General features: G+C 37.5%; 16 protein-coding genes. 15 read left to right on the forward strand and 1 reads right to left on the reverse strand.

Annotated elements, in window-relative coordinates; genetic code table 11:
* Positions 1 to 32: 32 nt before the first annotated feature.
* The 15 genes from DWZ38_RS19415 (at position 33) to DWZ38_RS19485 (ending at position 19,439) form a co-directional block, all read left to right on the forward strand.
* Positions 33 to 980: an HD domain-containing protein gene (locus DWZ38_RS19415; RefSeq protein ID WP_117854746.1), complete on the forward strand. Its 948-nt coding sequence runs from the start codon at positions 33 to 35 to the stop codon at positions 978 to 980.
* A 5-nt stretch (positions 981 to 985) separates the two neighbouring features.
* Entirely contained in the window at positions 986 to 2,635 is a 1,650-nt protein-coding gene (gene rlmD / locus DWZ38_RS19420) for a 23S rRNA (uracil(1939)-C(5))-methyltransferase RlmD (RefSeq protein WP_117854794.1), read from the forward strand.
* 209 nt (positions 2,636 to 2,844) lie between these two features.
* Positions 2,845 to 3,072 (forward strand): hypothetical protein, encoded by a 228-nt coding sequence (locus tag DWZ38_RS19425; RefSeq protein WP_117854749.1) that lies wholly within the window; start codon positions 2,845 to 2,847, stop codon positions 3,070 to 3,072.
* A gap of 374 nt (positions 3,073 to 3,446) precedes the next feature.
* Positions 3,447 to 4,574, forward strand: coding sequence for a phage/plasmid primase, P4 family (locus DWZ38_RS19430; RefSeq protein ID WP_117854751.1), 1,128 nt, complete (start codon positions 3,447 to 3,449; stop codon positions 4,572 to 4,574).
* A gap of 290 nt (positions 4,575 to 4,864) precedes the next feature.
* Positions 4,865 to 5,155 (forward strand): hypothetical protein, encoded by a 291-nt coding sequence (locus DWZ38_RS22535; RefSeq protein WP_117854754.1) that lies wholly within the window; start codon positions 4,865 to 4,867, stop codon positions 5,153 to 5,155.
* A 905-nt stretch (positions 5,156 to 6,060) separates the two neighbouring features.
* On the forward strand, positions 6,061 to 6,618 hold the full coding sequence (locus tag DWZ38_RS19440; protein WP_117854757.1) for a ParA family protein: 558 nt from the start codon (positions 6,061 to 6,063) through the stop codon (positions 6,616 to 6,618).
* Positions 6,619 to 6,743: 125 nt separating this feature from the next.
* Positions 6,744 to 6,998, forward strand: coding sequence for a hypothetical protein (locus tag DWZ38_RS19445; protein WP_117854760.1), 255 nt, complete (start codon positions 6,744 to 6,746; stop codon positions 6,996 to 6,998).
* Positions 6,999 to 7,035: 37 nt separating this feature from the next.
* Positions 7,036 to 8,868 (forward strand): N-6 DNA methylase, encoded by a 1,833-nt coding sequence (locus DWZ38_RS19450; protein ID WP_117854762.1) that lies wholly within the window; start codon positions 7,036 to 7,038, stop codon positions 8,866 to 8,868.
* The gene (locus DWZ38_RS22390; RefSeq protein WP_178105385.1) at positions 8,855 to 9,931 is read left to right on the forward strand and encodes a restriction endonuclease subunit S; all 1,077 of its coding nucleotides are present in this window, start codon (positions 8,855 to 8,857) and stop codon (positions 9,929 to 9,931) included. The genes DWZ38_RS19450 and DWZ38_RS22390 overlap by 14 nt, the downstream gene beginning before the upstream one ends.
* 295 nt (positions 9,932 to 10,226) lie before the next feature.
* A complete protein-coding gene (locus DWZ38_RS19460) occupies positions 10,227 to 10,562 on the forward strand; it encodes a hypothetical protein (RefSeq protein ID WP_117854765.1) in 336 nt (111 codons plus the stop codon).
* Positions 10,563 to 10,740: 178 nt separating this feature from the next.
* Positions 10,741 to 12,318 (forward strand): hypothetical protein, encoded by a 1,578-nt coding sequence (locus DWZ38_RS19465; protein ID WP_147343037.1) that lies wholly within the window; start codon positions 10,741 to 10,743, stop codon positions 12,316 to 12,318.
* A 17-nt stretch (positions 12,319 to 12,335) separates the two neighbouring features.
* Positions 12,336 to 12,629, forward strand: coding sequence for a hypothetical protein (locus DWZ38_RS19470; protein WP_055249256.1), 294 nt, complete (start codon positions 12,336 to 12,338; stop codon positions 12,627 to 12,629).
* 189 nt (positions 12,630 to 12,818) lie between these two features.
* Positions 12,819 to 14,828, forward strand: coding sequence for a recombinase family protein (locus tag DWZ38_RS19475; protein ID WP_117854771.1), 2,010 nt, complete (start codon positions 12,819 to 12,821; stop codon positions 14,826 to 14,828).
* 31 nt (positions 14,829 to 14,859) lie between these two features.
* Positions 14,860 to 15,231, forward strand: coding sequence for a TnpV protein (locus DWZ38_RS19480; protein ID WP_117854774.1), 372 nt, complete (start codon positions 14,860 to 14,862; stop codon positions 15,229 to 15,231).
* 260 nt (positions 15,232 to 15,491) lie between these two features.
* Positions 15,492 to 19,439, forward strand: a complete 3,948-nt coding sequence (locus DWZ38_RS19485) for a hypothetical protein (protein ID WP_117854776.1) — start codon at positions 15,492 to 15,494, stop codon at positions 19,437 to 19,439.
* Positions 19,440 to 19,640: 201 nt separating this feature from the next.
* Here the strand turns inward: DWZ38_RS19485 and DWZ38_RS19490 are convergent.
* On the reverse strand, positions 19,641 to 21,031 hold a 1,391-nt coding region (locus tag DWZ38_RS19490; protein ID WP_117854779.1), incomplete at its 5' end, for a MobA/MobL family protein.

Genomic DNA, 21,031 nt, shown 5'->3' on the forward strand with positions numbered 1-21,031 from the left:
TATGTGTTTAGAAAGGTTAGGAAAGAGATTATATGCGTTTTTTGAACGAGTTACATGAGGGTGACCGGATCAGCGGCATTTACCTGTGCAAGCAGAAGCAGCCGGCTGTGACCAAGAACGGAAAGCCCTATGAAAATATTATTCTTCAGGATAAAACCGGAGTGATGGACGGCAAGATCTGGGATCCCAATTCCCTTGGAATCGACGATTTTGATGCACTGGATTATATTGAGGTCATGGGAGATGTGACTAGCTTTGCAGGTGCCATGCAGCTGAATATCAAGCGCGTGCGCAAGGCAGGCGAGGGCGAATACAATCCGGCAGATTACCTTCCGGTAAGTGAGAACAGCACGGATGATATGTACGCACAGCTGACGGCTATGATCGGTACCGTGAAGAATGGGTATCTGAATACCCTTCTGAAGAAGCTGTTTGTGGAGGATCAGGAATTTTTGAAATCCTTTGAGGAGCATTCTGCAGCCAAGACTGTGCACCACGGTTTTATGGGCGGTCTGATGGAGCATACCTTAAGCGTTGCCAGACTTTGTGATTATATGGCAGGTGCTTATCCGATGATCAAGCGTGATTTGCTGATCACAGCCGCTCTTCTGCATGATGTGGGCAAGACAAGGGAGCTTTCTTCTTTTCCGATGAATGACTACACAGATGAAGGACAGCTTCTTGGACATATTATTATCGGAGCACAGATGATCCATGATCTGGCTAAGGAGATCCCGGATTTTCCGCAAGATCTTGAGAACCAGCTGGTACACTGCATTCTGGCCCATCACGGCGAACTGGAATACGGTTCCCCGAAGAAGCCTGCTATGGTAGAGGCGGTTGCCTTAAACCTTGCAGATAATACAGACGCCCGCATGGAGACCCTTACCGAGATTTTTGCGGCAGACAAGAGCAAGAAGGAATGGCTTGGATATAACAGATTGTTTGAATCTAACTTAAGAAAGACAGGAGAATGGTAATCTTTATGGAGTATCGTAAGAATGATATTGTTACGTTAAAGATTGAAGATTGCGGAATTGACGGTGAAGGTATCGGAAAGGCTGATGGCTTCACCGTTTTTGTCAAGGATGCGGTAATCGGAGACACAGTTCGCGCAAAGATCATGAAAGCGAAGAAAAATTACGGATATGGCAGGCTGGAGGAGATCCTTACACCCTCACCAAACCGTGTGGAGCCAGAATGTGCTTTTGCAAGACAGTGCGGAGGCTGTCAGCTGCAGGCTCTTTCTTATGAGAAGCAGCTGGAATTCAAGGCCGACAAGGTAAGGGGACATCTGGAACGGATCGGCGGCTTTACGGATATTCCCATGGAAGAGATCCTTGGAATGGAGCAGCCTTTCCACTATCGAAATAAAGCCCAGTTTCCTGTGGGAAAATCAAAGGACGGCAGAATTATTACCGGATTTTATGCAGGAAGGACTCACAGCATTATTGAGAACCGGGACTGCGCTCTTGGAGTTTCCCAGAATAAAGAGGTGCTGGACCGTGTGATCTCCCACATGGAAAAGTACCATATCCAGCCCTATGACGAGAACACAGGCAAAGGGCTGGTGCGCCATGTGCTGATCCGCTACGGCTTTTTCACAGATGAGATGATGGTCTGTCTGATCATCAACGGGGAGGAGCTTCCGGGGGAGGACGCTCTTGTGAAATCCCTTCGGGAAATTCCGGAGACTGTAAGTGTGATGGTGAATGTGAATAAGAAGCGAAATAACGTGATCCTTGGGGAAACAGTGCGGCTGCTTTGGGGCAAGCCTTACATTACAGATAAGATTGGGGAGATTTCCTATCAGATTTCGCCGCTGTCCTTTTTCCAGGTAAATCCTTACCAGACGGGACGGCTTTATGGAAAGGCACTGGAATACGCAGACCTTACCAGTAATGAAACCGTATGGGATCTTTACTGCGGAATCGGAACCATTTCCCTGTTCCTGGCACAGAAGGCGAAGATGGTAAGAGGCGTGGAGATTATTCCTGCAGCTATTGAGAATGCCAAAGAAAACGCCAAGCTGAACGGATTTACCAATACAGAATTCTTTGTAGGAAAAGCCGAAGAGGTTTTGCCGGAGCAGTACGCTCGCACAGGCGAGCGCGCCGACGTGATCGTAGTGGATCCGCCCCGCAAAGGTTGTGACGAGACCCTCCTTGCCACCATCATCGAAATGCAGCCCGACCGAGTGGTCTACGTAAGCTGCGATAGCGCCACTCTGGCCCGTGACCTGAAGTACCTCTGCGCCCACGGCTACCAGTTAAAGAAAGTCTGCCCCGTAGACATGTTCCCGAACACGGTGTCGGTAGAGACGGTTTGCCTTTTGGGTAGGAAAATAGTCAACGATAAGAATGTTGAGTATGCTCATGTTGATTATGAACCAAAAGATGCAGAGTATCTGAAAAGTGCTAAGGGTTCAGCGTCATACAGAGAAATCAAAGAGTGGATTAAGGAACAACATGATGTTTCTGTATCAAATCTATACATTGCTCAAGTAAAAGACAAATTAGGCTTTGGGAAGCGTGAAAATTATAATAAAGGTGCTGACGGTCATAGAGTACCGAACTGTCCAGCTGAGAAAGAAAAATTGATTCTGGAAGCGTTCAAGCATTTTAGAATGATATAAGAAAAAATCAGAATGAGAGAAAGTGGAGAACATCTGCTTTCTCTTTTTTTTGATGTTCTGAAAAAAAATTTTTTGAGCTGGATGCGTTGCTAGGCAACACGTTAAAAGTAAATGACACATAATTGGGTAGGAAAAGTATTGCAATTAGAAATTCAGTGTGCTAGACTTTTATTAAACCGTAAGAAATACAGTAAAATGGAGGAATAAAGATGGCAAAGCAAAAAGGTTGGACAAATTCAATTCCTGTTCAGGAAAGAACATTTCTTACCCAGAGAGAGCTTAGTAGATATACTGGCATCAGCTATGATTTAGTTAGAAAATATGTCAAGGGTGGGGAATTTGAAGATTATATTACAGTAGGAAAACAGAATAAAGTTATGGTTGATAGAATTGCTTTTGAAAATTTCCTTAAAGCGAAAAAACATATTGAAAAGTAAAATTACAAAAAAATAGCAACTGTGAGTGGCATCACTGTTGCTATCAAGGAAGTCATCAAGGAAAAGGCAAGTTATCATGAAAACTTCTTTCTTTTATTATTTATGCTCATATATTAGCATATTTTCTTGGTGACTTCAAGAGAAAAACAGAAGATTCATGAAAACATGAAATCATGAGAAAGGACGTGTTAATATATGGCTAGAACTTACGAAGAAACAATTTATGATGCAACAGTAGATGCTGTGAACGATGCATTAGCACAGCCAGTGTTGCCAACACCTGATGAAATTAAAGGAAATATTTTAGATAACAGCAGAAACGAAGTTACGATGTATAACTCGATTGCTCAGCAGGGGCGAAGTGGAAGGTTCCAATGGAGCTGGAAACATACCAGATTGCGTATATTATGCTGCATGTGCATTATATCGCATTGATTGAGACAACTGAATCTGAAGATGATGCAGATTGTGCTCTCTTAGGAGTATACATGGAAGATGGTGAGGATGAAGGTATCTATACAACAAAGGATTCTGAAATCCGTCGTATTGCAAGACTTTATAAGAGAAGAATTACATACAAAGAATTCCAGGAAATGATGTATATCATGAGAGAGGAAGCTCCGAGAGTGAAACGCTGTAGTGAGCGGAATCTGATTGCTGTCAATAACGGAATCTTTGATTTTGATACAAAGACCTTAATGCCGTTTACACCGGATAAAGTGTTCACTTCAAAATCAAGAGTAGATTACAATCCAAATGCAAAAAATGTGGTGATTCATAACGACGAAGATGGTACAGACTGGGATGTGGAAAGCTGGATGAACACATTGTCTGATGACAAAGGTGTGGTCACAATTCTCTGGCAGATTTTAGGTGCTATCATTCGTCCAAATGTATCATGGAATAAGGCTTGTTTCATGTATTCAGAATCTGGTAACAATGGTAAAGGTACATTATGTGTATTGATGAGACAGCTTGTTGGCGAAGGAAGATATGCATCTATTCCATTGAAAGATTTCGGTAAAGATTTCATGCTGGAACCATTGATTAGAGCCACATCTGTTATTGTTGATGAAAACGATGTCGGTACATATATTGACAAGGCTGCGAATTTAAAGGCTGTAATTACAGGTGATACAATTCAGGTTAATCGTAAATTTAAAGCACCGATTTCTTTTAAGTTTAAAGGATTTATGGTGCAGTGTCTGAATGAAATGCCAAGAGTGAAAGATAAGTCGGATTCATTCTACAGAAGACAGCTTTTCATCCCATTTACAAAATGCTTTACTGGAGCTGAACGCAAATATATCAAGGATGATTATTTGAAACGTAAAGAAGTCGTAGAATATGTGATGTATAAGGTTCTGAACATGAACTATTATGAGTTTGATGTACCAGAAGTATGTAAGAATGCGTTGGAAGAATATAAAGAGTTCAATGACCCGGTACGTCAGTTTATGGCTGAAATCATGCCACAGTTGCAGTGGGATTTTGTTCCATGATTATTCCGGGGGCTTCTGAGCCATCTGTCCGGACTCTGAGAGCCACCATTCCAGAGAATGAGAGCCAGCCAAATTTTCTGATTTTGGTTTGATAATAGTATCTGTCAGAAAAGCCCTTGTAAAGGCTGCTAACGCCCCGCTAATGCGGCTTCGGCCTTGACAAGCACTGTTCTGTCAAATAACCAATAATCAAGCAAAATCATAGTGGCTCTATGCCTCCGGAAGGCTGGCTCTAAGATGACCGGACAGGCGGCTCTGCCGCACCGTAATATTCAGTTCCATTTACATTCTTGTATGATTTATACAAAGAATGGTACAAAAAGTACGTTGGAAAACAGGAAGTAAAATCATTACAGGTATTTATCAAAGATGTTCTGAATCTGCTTAAAGATTATCCAGACTGGGATTGTCCTGACAGTAAAAAAGCTGTCAGACCTAAGAATATGATGGATAAACCTGAATGGCTGATTGATGAATACAAGCTGGAAGATTGGTATCATCCGACCTACAAGGGAAATGATTTGAGTAAAAAATGTTGTCCAGCATTGAAAGTTAGTTATAGAGGGATTTTTAGAGTGTAATACAGAGTGATAGTACAGAAAATGTGCTATCACTTTTTGTTTTTAGGTGATTTTTTGAGAAATGTAGCAGAAACGTAGCACGTTTTCAGCTACGCTAAATCTGTTGGGAGACAACAGGTTTAGCGAATCCTACAAAAAAATGTAGCATGTAGAAAAATGTTGATGATACATGAAATGTGTTGGGAGACAACAGATTTATCTATTTGTAGCAGATGTAGCACATTTTTTTAAGATATATACACGTGAAAAATAAAAAAGCCTAAAAACATTGATTTATAAGGGCTTTACTTTGTATCATTGTGATGTTATCTATAAGTGTATTTTACTTTGTATCACTATGATACTATGTGTAATTTGGATAAATGTGTTGATACGCAATGGATTTGTATTTAGTGTAGACTAAAATAAAAATGTTATATATATGTTTTTTGGAAAACGTGCTACACGTGCTACAAAACACATAAATCCTTTACCCAGCAATGGATTTATGCGTAGCAAGCCGTTTTTTCGGTCTGCTACGTTTTCTGCTACAAAACGCTGGATGCGTTGGGAGACAACGGATTTATGCGTAGCAAGAAACGTGCTACGTTTTTTGCTTCTGTATTTTCAATGGTCAATAACATCTATCATCTATTTTTTCTGTATGTAATCAGCAGAACAAATCAAAACCTATCGTTTAACACACCGTATGACGTCACCACAAGCATAAAATCTCAAACTTGTAAAATCCCTCGATTTTCTAAAAAATCTTCACCACGGGCTTATTTTTAATCAAATACAGCATATTGAAACATGATAGCAATTTCAAATGTGTATTTGGGTAGGGAAAAACAGCTTGAAATTCACTGTATTATCATGATATAATGTTTTCATGAAAAAATGAAATCATGAAAGGAGCATGAATCATGAAGAACATATTGATTATCAACCGTAAGGGTGGTGTTGGTAAGACATTGGTTGCAGATGAACTTGCTTTTGCTTTGGATGCCAAGAATGTTCCGTATTGCTTTTATGACCTCGACGGTCAGGGCGGTACACTGCATGAACCTGTTGAAATGGATAATGCGGATATATCAATTATTGATACACCGGGTTCATTACAAGGTGAGATGGGTGAATGGGTCAAAGATGCGGATGTGGTTATTATTCCTATGCGTCCAAGTGTGACGGATATGCCAGCTACGGAAACAACGATTGACCTTGTAAAGCGTAATGCACCAGATACACCTATTGTGTATGTGGTTAATGGTACAAATAGATTTAAGGCTACAAAGGAATTTATGGAATTTTTCAAAGAAGAACATAAAGACGAGCCAATCTATTGTCTGCCACAAAGTGAAGCGTTTGTACAGTCAAGGCTTGCAAATCAGTCGGTGGTTGCATATAATCCAAGGCTTCCAGCTGCATTGGCTACAAGCGTGCTGACACATGGCGTATGGAAAATCTTAAAATTGAAATTTTAATGAAATCATGATAGAATGAAATCATGAAAATTGAATTAGCAGTAGTAGCCGATTTTGTGGGATATGTGGGTAACTCGTAGAGTTATCCATATTTTCCACAAAGTTAAGAAAGGAGATTTTAAGATATGACTGAAAATAGATTCAAAGTTCGTCAGCAAAAGCGAGCTGTTGAGGAAGAATCACGTCTGGAACAGGCAAAGGGTGGAACTACATCTGTATCTGCAAAAAATCATGGAAATCAGAAAATGGTTCCTGCCCAGTTCTATATGACAAATGATATGAAAAAAAGATTGAAAATGTATTGTCTGTCCAATGATACAAAGATGACAGATGTTTTGAATAAAATTACAGAGGATTTTTTGAAATTACAAGGATTTTAATGAATTCATGAAATCATGATACTAAGGAGAGATTCACATGGCAAAGAAATTGACAGAGGATGCTGTGCGTGATAAAGCACGAGATATTCTCGGATTTAAAGATAAAGATGGTGTAAGGTCTGGAGTTGGTCAGTTGACTGCATTCAATCAGCTAGGATTTGCGGGAATAGCTGATAAACCGGATGGATGGTATTTGCCTGATAATCATGCAGATACAGCTCTTGTTCTCGAAACGAAAGCATCATATATCCCATTGGGCGATAAACAGGTAGATGAAGTTTTGAAGAATGTCAAAATCGTACAAGAACAATATGGAAATGTTGTTGGAATCCTGTATAACGGTGATGATACAAGAGTGTTTAAAGGTGAAATTGAATTTCAGGGTAATGGTTCTAATATTTTACATAACCTTGAGTATTATATATCTTTGTTCAATAAGGAACATATTGACAAAGAATACATATATGAATTGACTGCTAAAATCAATAATTGTTTGCATTTTGAGTTTGGAATTAAGAATCTGTATCATCGTATGATTTTTACAGCATGTGCATTGGTTGCAAAGAGATATGATGCACTTATGGTTAAGGGCATGGATTATTCAGAATTTCATAATGCTATTCTTAATTGCTTAAACAAAGAGCTTATGCGAGATAAGAGACAGAATCAGAAACTTTCTTTGTTGTCAGATGTGTTTTCAGAAATCAGAATGAATTTGAATGTTGATAGTGAGGATGCAAAGGAACAGCAGAGAGTAAAAGATTTGATTGGACAATTTATTGATTGGGTTTCTGATATTAGTGATTGTTTGAATTCAGATGCATGGCGTGGTGAAGATGTTATGGGTATCTTTTTCAATGAGTTCAACAGATATAAGAAAAAATCGGAAGCGGGACAGATTTTTACACCTGAGCATATTACAGATTTTATGTATCGCATTCTTGAAGTGAATAAAGATGACCGTGTATTGGATGCTTGTTGCGGTTCTGGTGGTTTCCTTGTAAAAGCAATGGCAAATATGATTCAAGAAGCTGGTGGTCTGCAAACAGACAAAGCAAAGGAAATTAAAAGTTCTCAGCTTTTTGGTATTGAGTATGACCGTGAAATTTATGCATTGGCATGTGCCAACATGCTTATTCATAAAGATGGAAAAACGAATTTGGAGCAGATGGATGCTAGAACTGAAACTTCTGGAAAATGGATTGCTAAACAAAATGTAACTAAAGTGTTGATGAATCCACCATATGAGAATAAATATGGTTGTATGAAGATTGTTGAGAATGTTCTTGATAACGTACCGGCACATACAATGTGTGGGTTCATTTTGCCGGATAAGAAGTTAGAAAAAGCGTCTAAGGCTCAAATGAAGCGTATTTTAAAACATCATAGATTGCGTAAGGTGATTAAATTGCCAGAAGATGTATTTTTTAATGTTGGTGTTACTACAAGTATTTTTATTTTTGAAACAGGAATTCCACAAGATAAAAATGAATTTTTTGCCTGCTGGATGGAATCAGACGGTCTTGCGACTGTGAAGAATAAAGGTCGTCATGACGTTTATAATAAATGGTCAACTATTGAAGATAAATGGGTTGACATTGTGATGAAACAGTCAGGTGATGATACATGTCAGTGGGTAAATCCAGAAGAACATTTATCTTATCAAATACCACAGAAACCATTTGAAATTTTTGAAGAAGATTTTAGAAAAACAGCAATGGATTATATTATGTTTCAAAAAGGAATTGACACAAAAGATTTTGGAGAAAGATTGTTGAATAAAGCCATGTATTCAAGCAAAGTTGAAGCGGATGATAAAACCGTAACAATTTCGATGGAGAAAGGCGGTACAAGAAGTGAAAAAGATTAATACAAACGATTGGAAAGAATTTGTCATTGGTGAGTTGTTTGAAATTAGTAGACCTATTGCGAGAAGTCAAGCAAAGTATACTGAGGGAAATGTACCTTTTGTAGCTTCTGGAAATTATAACAATGGAATTGTTAAATGGTGTATGCCTAAAGAAGATGAAGCATTAGATTTAGGAAATTGTATTACTGTAAGTCCATTGGATGGTTCTGCCTTCTATCAAAAAGAAAATTTTTTGGGGAGAGGTGGTGCAGGTTCGGCAATTTTAATGTTAAGAAATGATGAATTAACAGAATTATCAGGTTTATTTATTGCTTCTGTTATTCGTAATGCTTTAACCAAGTATTCTTATTCAGACCAATTAAATTCTCAGACAATAGCTGATGAAATAATTTGGTTACCTATCGTAAAAAATACTGAAAAACCAGATTATACGTATATGGAGAAATATATGCAGAAAATTCTGAATGAAGTTGATATAAATATTGAGAATTTGAAGAAAGTGAAAGAAAAGCAAAGCGTTGTTGACATAAAGGAATGGAGGGATTTTGTTTTTGGAGAAGTGTTTGAGATTCAACCACAGAAAGAAGTCAGTCCGATTTATGCGTTAAATAATTCGCAAAAAAGTGATGTTTTGTATCCTTTTTTGGGACAATCGAGTGAAAATAACTGTATTATTTCATATATTTATTTAGATGATGAAGTTTTACTGAATAACAAAGAAAAAGATATTGCGATAATAATTCATTCAAATAATCATTTAAGTTTTTGTATTGATGAACCATTTTATTTAAAAGATGGACACGGTGCAACAAGTATTTTCAAAAATAATAATTTGAATATATATAATGTTCGTTTTATTATTGCGGTTCTTAATAAAACAATGGAGAATTTATTTAATTATGATGTAAAAGCTACAAAAGATAGTTTAAAAACAATGATAGTTAAGTTACCTGCGACATCTACTGGAGAACCAGATTGGAATTATATGGAACAACGCATGAAGAAGGAGATGAATATATCAGAAAAAATAATTGGAAACTTTGAATTATTAAATATATGTTAATGTAAAAATAAAATGATATAAAGACTATCTTCATGGAGTGAAATCTGTTATATTTACATTGAACAATTAAATAAAAAAGTTCACGAGAGAATGTCCGATATGAAAAAATATCTACGCAGTACGGTGTAGAAAACCGAATTGTTTACGGACGCACAGCTTCTGGCAGAAGCGTATTCTGAAATAAAAATACGTGAGAGACGCAGCGGTGAGCAGATGATGGAAACTTATTGTTTCTTGATTCTGTTCACCGTTTTTTATTACAAATTTTTTTGATAGAAAGTTGAGGTAAATTTTTATGAACAAACGTAGTAAAAAAGAAAATGAATTATTAAATTATCTGAGTGAAGATGAAAGAAAAGTTTATGAAGAATTTGAAGCAAAGCTGAAAGCAAAAAGAGATGTTGCTGTAAAAAGACAGAAGAAAGAAATCAACTTCTGGAAAGAAATTGATGAACGTGAGGAAGAAGTTTATCAGCACATTCTTGAAAATCGCAAAGCGAGAAATGCAGAGCAGAAAACAGAACCTGTTCAGACACAAATTTCACATCAGGAAGAATCTGTTCCAGTTGAAAATGTAGTTGAACAGGAGAGAGAAAATGTTACAAATCCATTCTACGGACAGAATCAGTAAAGAACATTTTTTCAAGCCCCGCAGGGTCGGGGTAAGTCCAGAAAGGGGCAGACAGCCCCTTTTGGCGAAAGAAAACCTTTGATGCGAAGCGTCAAAGGTTGTATTGAGCAACCTTGGCAGAGGCAAGGTTGGAAACAAATACGGATGCGGATATATTACAGGAAAGGAGATGGACGAGATGGCTGAAACAATGACAGTATCATCATCGCAGGGTCATACAGCAGAATGGCACGACCAGCGACTGACTACATCGGCAAATGCAGATGTTGAATTGAGTTCAAGAAATGAGTTTTGGATTGGCGATATGAATTCAACAGATGCGGATAAATTTAATGAAATTTTTCAAGATTCAGTGGATGATTTTAACGCAAAGCAAACAAGACCATCACGAAAAATGGGTGCGGAATCTACAAGCCCAGAACGACAGAAAAGTTATTATGATGGTGTTGTGGATGGAACATTTTGCTATGGAAAAGGAAAGCAAAAAGAAACACCGATTCAAGAGGTTGTTTTACAGATTGGAAATAAAGATGACAATGGTGTGACAGATAAAGATTTTGGTATGGAACATTGGAAAACATTGAAAAAATCTGGACATGAAAAAGAAGCATCGGAGTATGCGATTTCACATTTGAATAAAAGTGAAAATACAGAAAGAACAAAAAGAATTCTTCATAAAGCAGTTGAAAGAATTGCAACATTAGACCCTGAACATTTAATTGTCATTCGTGCGACATATCATGGAGATGAACCATGTGGAACAGGTCATGGTCATCTTGCATACGTGTTAAGAGCAACAGGATATGAAAAGGGTATGGAATCAAGAGTTGCAAGTGTGAAAGCACTTGAACAGATGGGATTTAAAAAGACAAAAGAATCTGAATATGGAATTGTACAGTTGCATGAAAGATTCAAAGAAATCATTGAAGAAGAAATGATAAATGATGCACTTGAATATGGCTATGAAGCAATTCAAAGAACACCTGATTCTGGTGAGCATAGAAAGCGTTCAGATGTTTCAGAATTTAGAGAAATGGCTGCGGAAAGACAGGATTTGAAAGAATTACAAATGGAAGTCAATGATGCAGTTGCAGATAATCAATTAAGAGAATTTGCTCTGGAACAGAGAGAAAATAGTGTCAAACGACAGAAAGCATTGAATGATGAAAAATCAAAAGAAATCAATGACAGAGATGAACAAGTTCGCAAAAAAGAAATGGCATTTTCTGAGAAAAATTCTGAATTGATTCTTAGAGAATCGAATGTTCTTATTAAGGAATCAGAAATTGATGAGCGTGAAGAAAAATTGAAAAAGAAGCAGGAGCAGGACGAAAAAGATTTTCAGATGAAAGAAGATAAGATGGAAGCTCAACAACGTGTTATTTCACAACGTGAAAAAAGCGTTTCTGAAAGAGAAAATTCAGTTGATGTAAAAGAAAATGAGGTTGCTCAAAAATCAGCAGAATATGGTAAAAAATTAGTTCTTCTTGATTCTTTGATTGATGATGTACAATCTTATAAATCCCCTGTTTCTGTTGCAAAGAATGTTTTGGAAATTTTGAAAGAATCAATGAATGAAAAAGGTAAAAGAGTTACAAGTGATATGATTGGTGTTCTGACAAGAAATACAGATATGCTGAATAGAAAATATCAGGCAAAAATTAACGAAACAAGAGTGAAACGTGAACAGATTCAGCAGGGTACATATTTTGATATGTCTGATGAACAAGATGAACGTGGAGATAGAAGTTTGTAAGAGAATGAGGCGTTTACATGAATGAAAATACAAAAAAATATTTGTATGTCTATGGTGATTTAGATTATCAAATCAGAGATAGAATTGATGTGTTGAAAAAAGCATTAGAGGATGTAAGAAATACTCTTGGAGAAATTTGTGAGGATGAAATCGAATGTGGTCATGTAGAGACAGGCAAGGACTGGCTGGACTATCATAAAAAATACAGCAAGGCAAAAGAAGAGATGGAAGAATTGTTGAGAACGGTTCAGTCTGGAAGACTAAAAGATTACATGGAAGAATTATGGAAAGTTCCAGACATTGATTTATAGTAATGGTCGCTCCCTGTACAGGGAGCGTGAATTGAAATGACATTGATTGATTTATAAATAAAATGGCATCTGGGAAATCAGGTGTCTTTTTCTTTGCTTTCAATCATGTAGAAAAATGTTGAAAGAAATGTATCATTGATATATAATAGAAACACGATATTGACTAAACCTAAGAAAGTGGGTAGGAAAATGGCGAAAAGGAAGTTGAATTGCTATATATATACGAGAGTATCAACAGAATTACAGCTTGATGGATATTCGTTAGAAGCTCAAAAGGAACGACTACGGAAAGAAGCAAGTCATCGAGGAATGAGAATTGTTGGTGAATATTCAGATGAGGGAAAATCAGGTAAAAACGTTGCTGGAAGACCGGAATTTCGTAAGATGCTTGCTGATATTAAATCTGGCAAAGATAATGTTGATTATGTACTTGTATTCAAGCTCAGTCGTTTCGGTAGAAATACAGCTGATACACTGAATAGTCTGCAATATATGGAAGATTACGGAGTGAATCTACTATGTGTTGAAGACAATATAGATTCTGCTGGTGCATCTGGAAAACTGATGATTTCAGTGTTAGCGGCGGTTGCTGAAATCGAGCGTGAAAATATCAAAGAGCAGACAATGGCTGGAAGACAGCAAAAGGCACGTGACGGACTCTGGAACGGTGGTTTTGCTCCATATGGATATAAATTGGTCAATGTAGACGGTCAGAAATCAAAGATGCTGGTTGTTGATGAAGAAGAAGCAAAGCTGATTCGATTGATTTATGAAAAGTATTTACAGGGTATGGGCGTAAATGCGGTTGCAAAATGGCTTAATGAGAATGGATACACAAAGACTGTGAGACAGAATGGAACTGTTCCTAACATATCAGCTCATTTTGTAACGAATGTGCTTGATAATCCTGTCTATTGCGGAAAGATTTCGTATGGACGTAGGAGAACTGAAAAGATTGACGGTACTAGAAATGAGTTTCATGTGGTTAAGCAGGATAAAGAATCATACAAGCTGTATCAGGGGCAACACAAAGCAATCATTGATGAAGATACATGGTACAGAGTGCAAGTGAAACGTAAGAAGAATGCTTTCAAGAGAGAGAAGACACATTCATTATTGCATGAACATATCTTGTCAGGAATTATAAAATGTCCTGTGTGTGGTTCGTCAATGTATGGTGTGGTAAATCGTAAGAAAAAGAAGGGTTCTGACGAATTCTACACTGATATGTGGTATTATCTTTGTAAGAATCGAAAAATGGTCTCAGGGCATCTGTGCGACTACAAGAAGCATATCAGACAAGATGAAATCAATGCAGAGGTCATACAGCTTGTGAAGTATGTTTTTTGTGGTGAAAACGATATGAAAGACCAGATTCTTAAAAAGCTGGGTTCTGATGATTCTTTGAGTGAATTATTACAAGAAAAAGAACGTCTTACGAAAGAACATGAGAAGCTGGATTCAAAGAAATCAAAGCAATTACGCAGAATCAATGGGTTGGATATTGATGATGAATTATACGATGATTTGATGAAGACATACAGAGCTGGTGTGCAGGAAATCAATGAACAGATTGCTATAATAGAGAATCAGATGTATCAGAATGATTTGAGTATTGAAAATGCTCAGGGTGAAAATCTGTCGGCTGAGGTCTATAAAAGAATTATTGATGAAATGTTAGACCACATAGACGATATGCCAGACAGTGATAAAAAGCTGATGATGAATCTGTTGATTGAGAAAGTGGAAATTTATGAAGAGAAGCAGAAAGACGGTCGTTGGGTGAAATCAGTACAGTTCAAGATTCCATTAAATGTTGATGGAAAGCTTGTTGACACAATGTTTTTTGATGATGAAGATACAGAAAATTCCCTATCCAATGAGAAACATGTTGAGACGGTTGTTCTTTTGTCCCAACAAAAACCAGATGACACGATAGAGATCGACTTAGACTTAGATGAGCTGGATGCAACCAGTGCAGAGACGAAAGCGACCTATCAGGAAATCAAAGATTATGTGCTGAAAGAATTTGGCTTGAAGGTTTCAAGTTTATATATTTCTCAGGTAAAACGCAAATGTGGAATTGAAGTGGGAGAAAACTATAATCTTCCAAAATCAGAAAATGCAAGAGTTCCACAATGCCCGAAAAAGAAAGAAGATGCTATCAAGGCTGCCCTGAAATATTTTGCGATGATCTAAGGACATCGCTGATTTCAAGGAGGAATAACACATGAAAAGTACATTTGAAAAAATGGGTGGAACCTACACACTTGGCGCAGACGGAATTTACTATTCGAATCTTGTCAGTACAGATGAAGAACCGCATTATGGGAAATATGGAATGATTCGGAAAACGTATCTGAAAGAGCATCGTTCGGCAATGTATTCTCTGTATATGTTGGAAGACAGATTGACAGAACATCTGAATACTGTGGACGATGAAGCACAGGAGAGAATGGATATTCTGGTGCGTCAGATGATGGAGAAGCAAGGCGTTACGGAAGAATTGAAAGCTCGTGATCAGATGGTGTGGGTTGGAGCTGTAAATAACATCCGGAATGCAGCGGAAGAGATTGTGTTAAAAGAATTAGTGTATATTTAAGGTAATGGAAAGCTCCTTCGGGAGCTTTTCGCTGTTTGGAAGAGATTATATAGAAAATGGGTTAAGAAGATGGTATTATTAAAGCAGCGGGATTTTTTATTATAGTATCTAAAATGTTTTATTCATTACAAGAAAATGGAATTGATGAATGCCATTAAACTTCCTAATAGAAATAGAATCTTTCGATATTCTGAATTGGAAAATTTGATAAGTACAGATTAGAGCACGTGTAGATGTAATAAGAGAACGAAAGGAGAAATATGGGAAAAAGCACAAAGAAGAAAAACAAAAAGGTTACAGCTCCAAAAGCAAATATTCAGGAATTAAGTATTTCTAGGGATGGCGGACAAATTGCACTCAGGGGGTATTCATATCAATTTTTGTATTCGTGTTATTTAATTCTTTCGTCATCAAATCCAAGCAATTTTTTCCAGCTTGAGGGGATTGAAGATATTGATTGTATCATGCAGAAAAATGGTAGTAATGATATTACTCATATACAGTTGAAATATTCTGTCAACAAACAGGATGCCAGCTTTTTAACTGATGTGCTCAAAAATTTTCTTGAAGCATATTTGCTGGATCAAAATAGATTTTTTAAGCTTGTTTATGATTTTCCTGTTGCAAAAGGCCATCTAAGTAAGATATTTGCATCTAAGTTAGACGAAAAATCACGCACCTATTGGGTTGGCGTGATTTCAAATATCAAGAAAAACAATCCTTCTTGGAATTGGTCTGTTTATGATTTCGATAAATTTATTTCACATCTGTCATTTGAGAAGATTGAAAAATCTATACTTGCTACTGAAATTGAAAAAACCTTAATTAGAATTTATGAGATTAACACAGACAATGTTTCATTATTTGCAAATAGCATAAAAATTCTTTGCTTTGAAAAAATGGAGCAGCGGGCCTATGTGACCAAAGCAGAATTAGATTCCAAAATCCAATCTGTCAAAATAGATATCAGTAAGGGTCCTCAAAATCCAGCTCATAGTTGGATTCGTAAACTGGACTACTCTAAGCCTAGCATTGATGAAGGGTGTAGTTTTTACGAAGGGAAAAAAGCAACACCAGCAGATATAGTAAGTGGGTTTCCAATCAAACGACCGAGTTTAGAAAAAGATGTTATTAATTCTATTTGCGAAAACATGGTTACTGTAATTAAAGCTTCTAGTGGGCAAGGAAAAACCACGCTGGCTTTGCGGGCAGCTTATATTCTCCAAAATGAATATATACCATATCAGTTACTATGGTGTGATGAGATAAAAGAAATTGGGAATATTGTCCAATATTTCAAAGCAAGAATTCAGCTTGGTGAAAAGATTCTTATCTTAATTGACAATCTGGATAACCATCTCAGCAAATGGAATTATCTTGTTCAGCTCTTACAATCCGAATTGCATTGTCATTATAAGTTGCTCATCACATCGCGAGAGATGGATTGGTATAATTATAGTGGCGACTTGAGCAATATTCAGTCTTTGAAAGTAATTAAGCCGGCTTTAGAAGAAAAGGAAGCAATAGAGATATTCAATCTATTCGGAGAGGCTAAGCAGCTTCACCCAAGCATAACAATCTGGCAAAGAGCATGGAATAAGATTGCAGAAAGGCAACTACTTATAGAGTATGTCTACTTGCTTACTCATGGTGAGATGTTATCAGAAAGAATAGCCTCACAAATATCCGAAATAGGACAATCATCTTCTGGCAAAGCAAAATGTGAAATCCTGCGCAAAGTATGTTTTGCAGATCTTTGCGGAGTCAGGCTTTCTGCTGTCAACCTTTATGCGAGTCAATCAGAAGATTCTGGATCGGATTTTGGGGAGCTCTTAAAATGTATGGAATCCGAGTTCCTTGTGCATGTAAATGAAGAGAGCGGGTATATTGAGGGGCTGCATCCAATTCGTTCAAAGCACGTTGTTGAGAGGCTGCATGAATTCCTGCCAATTGACAATACCGCCATTTCAGTTATGAAAATGGCGGACAAAGCGGACCTATCGATACTGTTTTCTCATCTGCCGGAGTTTACCCTGAACAAAGAGACATTTTTCCGCGATGCGGTCGAGAGTCTATGGGATGAAAAAGACCTTTCAAACTATACTTCTGCAATACAGGGGCTTTTTTCAGGGAGTGTGATGCAGTATTTCCTTTCCAATCGGGCTATGTTTGACGATGCAGATGCCCACGGCGGTCTTTTTCTTATATCGACCGAAATGTGCCCCTTTGCTGTATTTGAGGATTTCGGTGTGTCGATGGATACGCTGGACAAAATGCGGGAAACATTTCCGGATAATAAGAATATAGAATATCTTTGCCGATTACGGGAGCGTATTCCCACCTGCCGTTTGCAGGAAACGTATGTCTATGTTTTCTGCGATTGTCTATATAGGAAACTGTGCACCCTTCGGTTTGACGGAATAAAGGACATCATGTCCTATGCCTCCATTTCTGAGTGGATCTATAACATCAATCCAGCGTGGAATGTATCGGTCGGATTTTCTCTGGATGATCTTTGGAGCAAGCCGGAAAAATTGACGCTGGAGTGCATTTCTACGCTGATGTATCTCTCCTACTGCGGGAACAGAGAGAAATATATGGAATTTGTGGAACGAAATCTTAAGAGTATTCTTACGTATCTCAAGCAGTGGACCAGATCACATAGGGTATTTATTGATTCCGAAAAAAATGCGATTCACATTGAATATATCCTTCGATTGCACAATATTAAAACGGGAAATGAGCAGAGCGTCTCAAGGTTGAAACTCCTTTGTAAAGCCTTGCCTATTTTTGATTTGTATTGCGCGGATGCACTCAAGCCGACAGTTGATTTGCTCGCGGCTTATCCTGTTCCCGACGATGCACATAAAGAAATGTCCATTAGAAACATTGTAATCATGTTTCATCAGAATCTTACGTCGCTATGGAACAAGACCATTATGAGCAATTACGAATTTGATACCGTGACAGAATGGTTAAATTACTGGTTTGATGTGAGAGAACATATATGTTTGCTTGCAGATAAGTGCTGTGCCTGTATTTATAAACTTCTTAGCGGAAAAACATTAGGGGGCTTGGCAGGGGAAGTAGATAAACTTCGTGAAGACTTCGCCTTAATTACCACAGGTGAAAAACGATATCCTAAGGAAGATCGTCCTTTTGAAGAAAAAGCTACAGTGCCTGAGAGATTAGGAAAAATAAAGAATAAATACTTTCAAAGCATACAAAACTTTATGAATCAGTTTGCGGGTTTTCTTGCTAAGGAAGAACAAAAACAAAGATTGGCTATGGTAAACCTCATAACAGCTCAAAGTTCTCTTGTAACGATGCAGAATTACTTTGCAGAAATTGCAATTGATTTTGGTTTTCAGGAAAGACAGATGGTTCTTTGTGTTATGGAAACGCAAAATATAGAGCGACTAATAATGTGCTGTAGATACTATCAGGCACATTCGCCAAATAAGTATTTTAATAAATATCAAATTAGGAATTGGTATGATGGGTATTGTCGAGATGAAAGAAAAATCGCAGAAGAAGGATTTTTGGCATTAAAATCCAAGTATTTGATTCATTTTCCTGATAAAATTTATACCATTGATATGTTGAGCTATTATCCAATTATAGTTGATAATTTTGATATGGCATCGGAAAGCAATTTAACCGAATGGCTTCTGGGTTGTATCGCATTTTCTGATGCTCCCTTTGATTATCTAGTCATATTATCCGCTAACGAGTTTGAAGAAATAAATTCTGCTGCTTTACAGTTCCCTCGACAGATGCTTGTTGATGTCAAGAAGGCAATTGAATCAGAAAATTATTCATCGCTTGATAAATTATTACATCCATATCCTGTGGATGTGACGGCACAAATGCTTGACTGCTTTAGTGAAAAATATGATTTGCCTGAAAAAAAAGTCACCGATGTCGATGAATTTCCAATAGGAGATATTGCAGAAGAACTATGGATATATTCTAAATCTGTGGAGTTGTTGACGGAACCAGAAGATGCGTGCTATCTTGCAGATCAAACGCAAGATATTCAGCCCAACATTGCGGAAATGCTTCGTTTATTGAAGAACAAGCTTCCGTTCAAAGATGTCGATTGGTTAATAGAAATTTGTGATAACGTATTTTCCGGAGAAAAATTTGATGACATTATGTTCAATAATGTTATTGAACATTTCATACAGAAAAAGATTGAACAGTAAAATCGTTGTATCTTGATTGTTTTAGCAGACAACGTCTATTTAATTGAAGGAAAAGAATGTTGATAGCATAGGCATTGAAAATGCTAGACTATGACTTGGATTTCAAATTAAAGTAAATAGGCGGAATATTAGAATAATAATGTGTGAATATTATTTATTGTCTCGGCACCATTTATGGTGCCAGGACAATACTTTAGATGATTACAATTCTATATCATGTGACTTTTTCTTAGCTCGAGTAGGTTGATTTCTTCTAATTTCTTGTTTTCTCTGATGTTCAAGTTCCCATGCACGATGGGAGAAGACATTAGGATCTTCCACATTGAGATAATCTACCTCATTGGCGGCAATATCACGGCGGTGATAGTCATAATACTTACCAAAAGTACCTTTGAGCTGCTCGATCAGCTTATCCCGGAAATCAGGACGTATCTGGATTCTGGTGTCCAGCAATTCTGTATACTGTTCAGGTTCAGGACGGAATTTTTCTTCCCGGAAAGCGGTGGCATCTTTTTCAAGCTGTTTTTTGAGCGAGATGTCCTGAGAATCTAGGATATCAAGATTGTTATTCATCTGGTCGTATTTCTTGGATAGATTCGTCATATCTTTATCGGTAGAGCATTCTGCCTGGAAGATTAGCTGCTCTTTCCTTGATTTCAGTTCTTCGATTTCTTCGGTAATAGTGGTAAGCTGCTGATTTAATTTTATATGCTGGATGGGATTCAAAATACTGGTTTTATCCTTTTGTACATTCAGTTCTTTCCGTTCCGTAACTTTAGCTTTGAGTTTCTTTTTAACGGTGTTGTATTTATTCAGTATTGGATTAAAATGATTCATCCAGTCATGGATCACTTCTTTTTGCATCTCATTATGCAGTAAATGATACTGTGTAAAAATCATATGATTGCGGATTGCTTCTAACGTTTCAGCTATTATTGGAATAGACTTTTCTACAGCTTCAGCCAGTTTTGCTACCTTTGCTTTTAATTCTCGGAGCATTTTGTTATCCGCACGAATCTGACGGTTGATTTCACAGCGGTCAGCTATCATTCCTTTCTTTTCCATATTCTGGGCAATGTAGCCTTCGTGGATGGTCGGCTGTTCGGTGATTCCCTGATCTGCAAAGCTACGGTGATCAATGGATGCATTTATCTGATTGCGGGCAAGCATTTCATTTACAGTATCTGCCCAGTTTGCTCTCCAGACACAGAGTTGCTCATCACTGTTCCATTGTTCAGAAATAGGATTCTGTCTGCCGTAGCGGCTACTTTTAGGATGCTTGTCGATGCGGTCATAGCCCTTTTCCTGTGCGTCAGATGCGGTCATATAAATCTTCTTTTTTTCAACTTTATATCTGTATTGCTTTTCCCAGCCATCTTTTTGTGCAGCTTTGAATTCAGTAGCTGTAAATCCTTTTTCTTCCCCATTTTTTATACAGAGATATTCTTTTTCTGTTTTATACTGCCATGTTCCGTTTTCATTCAGTGGACGGACGGTAAGCAGAATGTGTGCATGAGGATTGTGTCCATCTGTATCGTGAATGAAAAGCCTAATCCCCCAGCTATGCTGGGGAGAATGGAGTAGGCGGAAGC

Origin of the sequence: Ruminococcus sp. AF31-8BH, from assembly GCF_003460605.1 — a bacterium.
GTDB classification, from domain to species: Bacteria; Bacillota; Clostridia; order Lachnospirales; family Lachnospiraceae; genus Blautia_A; species Blautia_A acetigignens.

Coding starts and splice junctions, on each gene's coding strand:
- DWZ38_RS19415 (WP_117854746.1), top strand. CDS start 33: ATGCGTTTTTTGAACGAGTTACATGAGGGTGACCGGATCAGCGGCATT.
- rlmD (WP_117854794.1), top strand. CDS start 986: ATGGAGTATCGTAAGAATGATATTGTTACGTTAAAGATTGAAGATTGC.
- DWZ38_RS19425 (WP_117854749.1), top strand. CDS start 2,845: ATGGCAAAGCAAAAAGGTTGGACAAATTCAATTCCTGTTCAGGAAAGA.
- DWZ38_RS19430 (WP_117854751.1), top strand. CDS start 3,447: ATGGAGCTGGAAACATACCAGATTGCGTATATTATGCTGCATGTGCAT.
- DWZ38_RS19440 (WP_117854757.1), top strand. CDS start 6,061: ATGAAGAACATATTGATTATCAACCGTAAGGGTGGTGTTGGTAAGACA.
- DWZ38_RS19445 (WP_117854760.1), top strand. CDS start 6,744: ATGACTGAAAATAGATTCAAAGTTCGTCAGCAAAAGCGAGCTGTTGAG.
- DWZ38_RS19450 (WP_117854762.1), top strand. CDS start 7,036: ATGGCAAAGAAATTGACAGAGGATGCTGTGCGTGATAAAGCACGAGAT.
- DWZ38_RS19460 (WP_117854765.1), top strand. CDS start 10,227: ATGAACAAACGTAGTAAAAAAGAAAATGAATTATTAAATTATCTGAGT.
- DWZ38_RS19465 (WP_147343037.1), top strand. CDS start 10,741: ATGGCTGAAACAATGACAGTATCATCATCGCAGGGTCATACAGCAGAA.
- DWZ38_RS19470 (WP_055249256.1), top strand. CDS start 12,336: ATGAATGAAAATACAAAAAAATATTTGTATGTCTATGGTGATTTAGAT.
- DWZ38_RS19475 (WP_117854771.1), top strand. CDS start 12,819: ATGGCGAAAAGGAAGTTGAATTGCTATATATATACGAGAGTATCAACA.
- DWZ38_RS19480 (WP_117854774.1), top strand. CDS start 14,860: ATGAAAAGTACATTTGAAAAAATGGGTGGAACCTACACACTTGGCGCA.
- DWZ38_RS19485 (WP_117854776.1), top strand. CDS start 15,492: ATGGGAAAAAGCACAAAGAAGAAAAACAAAAAGGTTACAGCTCCAAAA.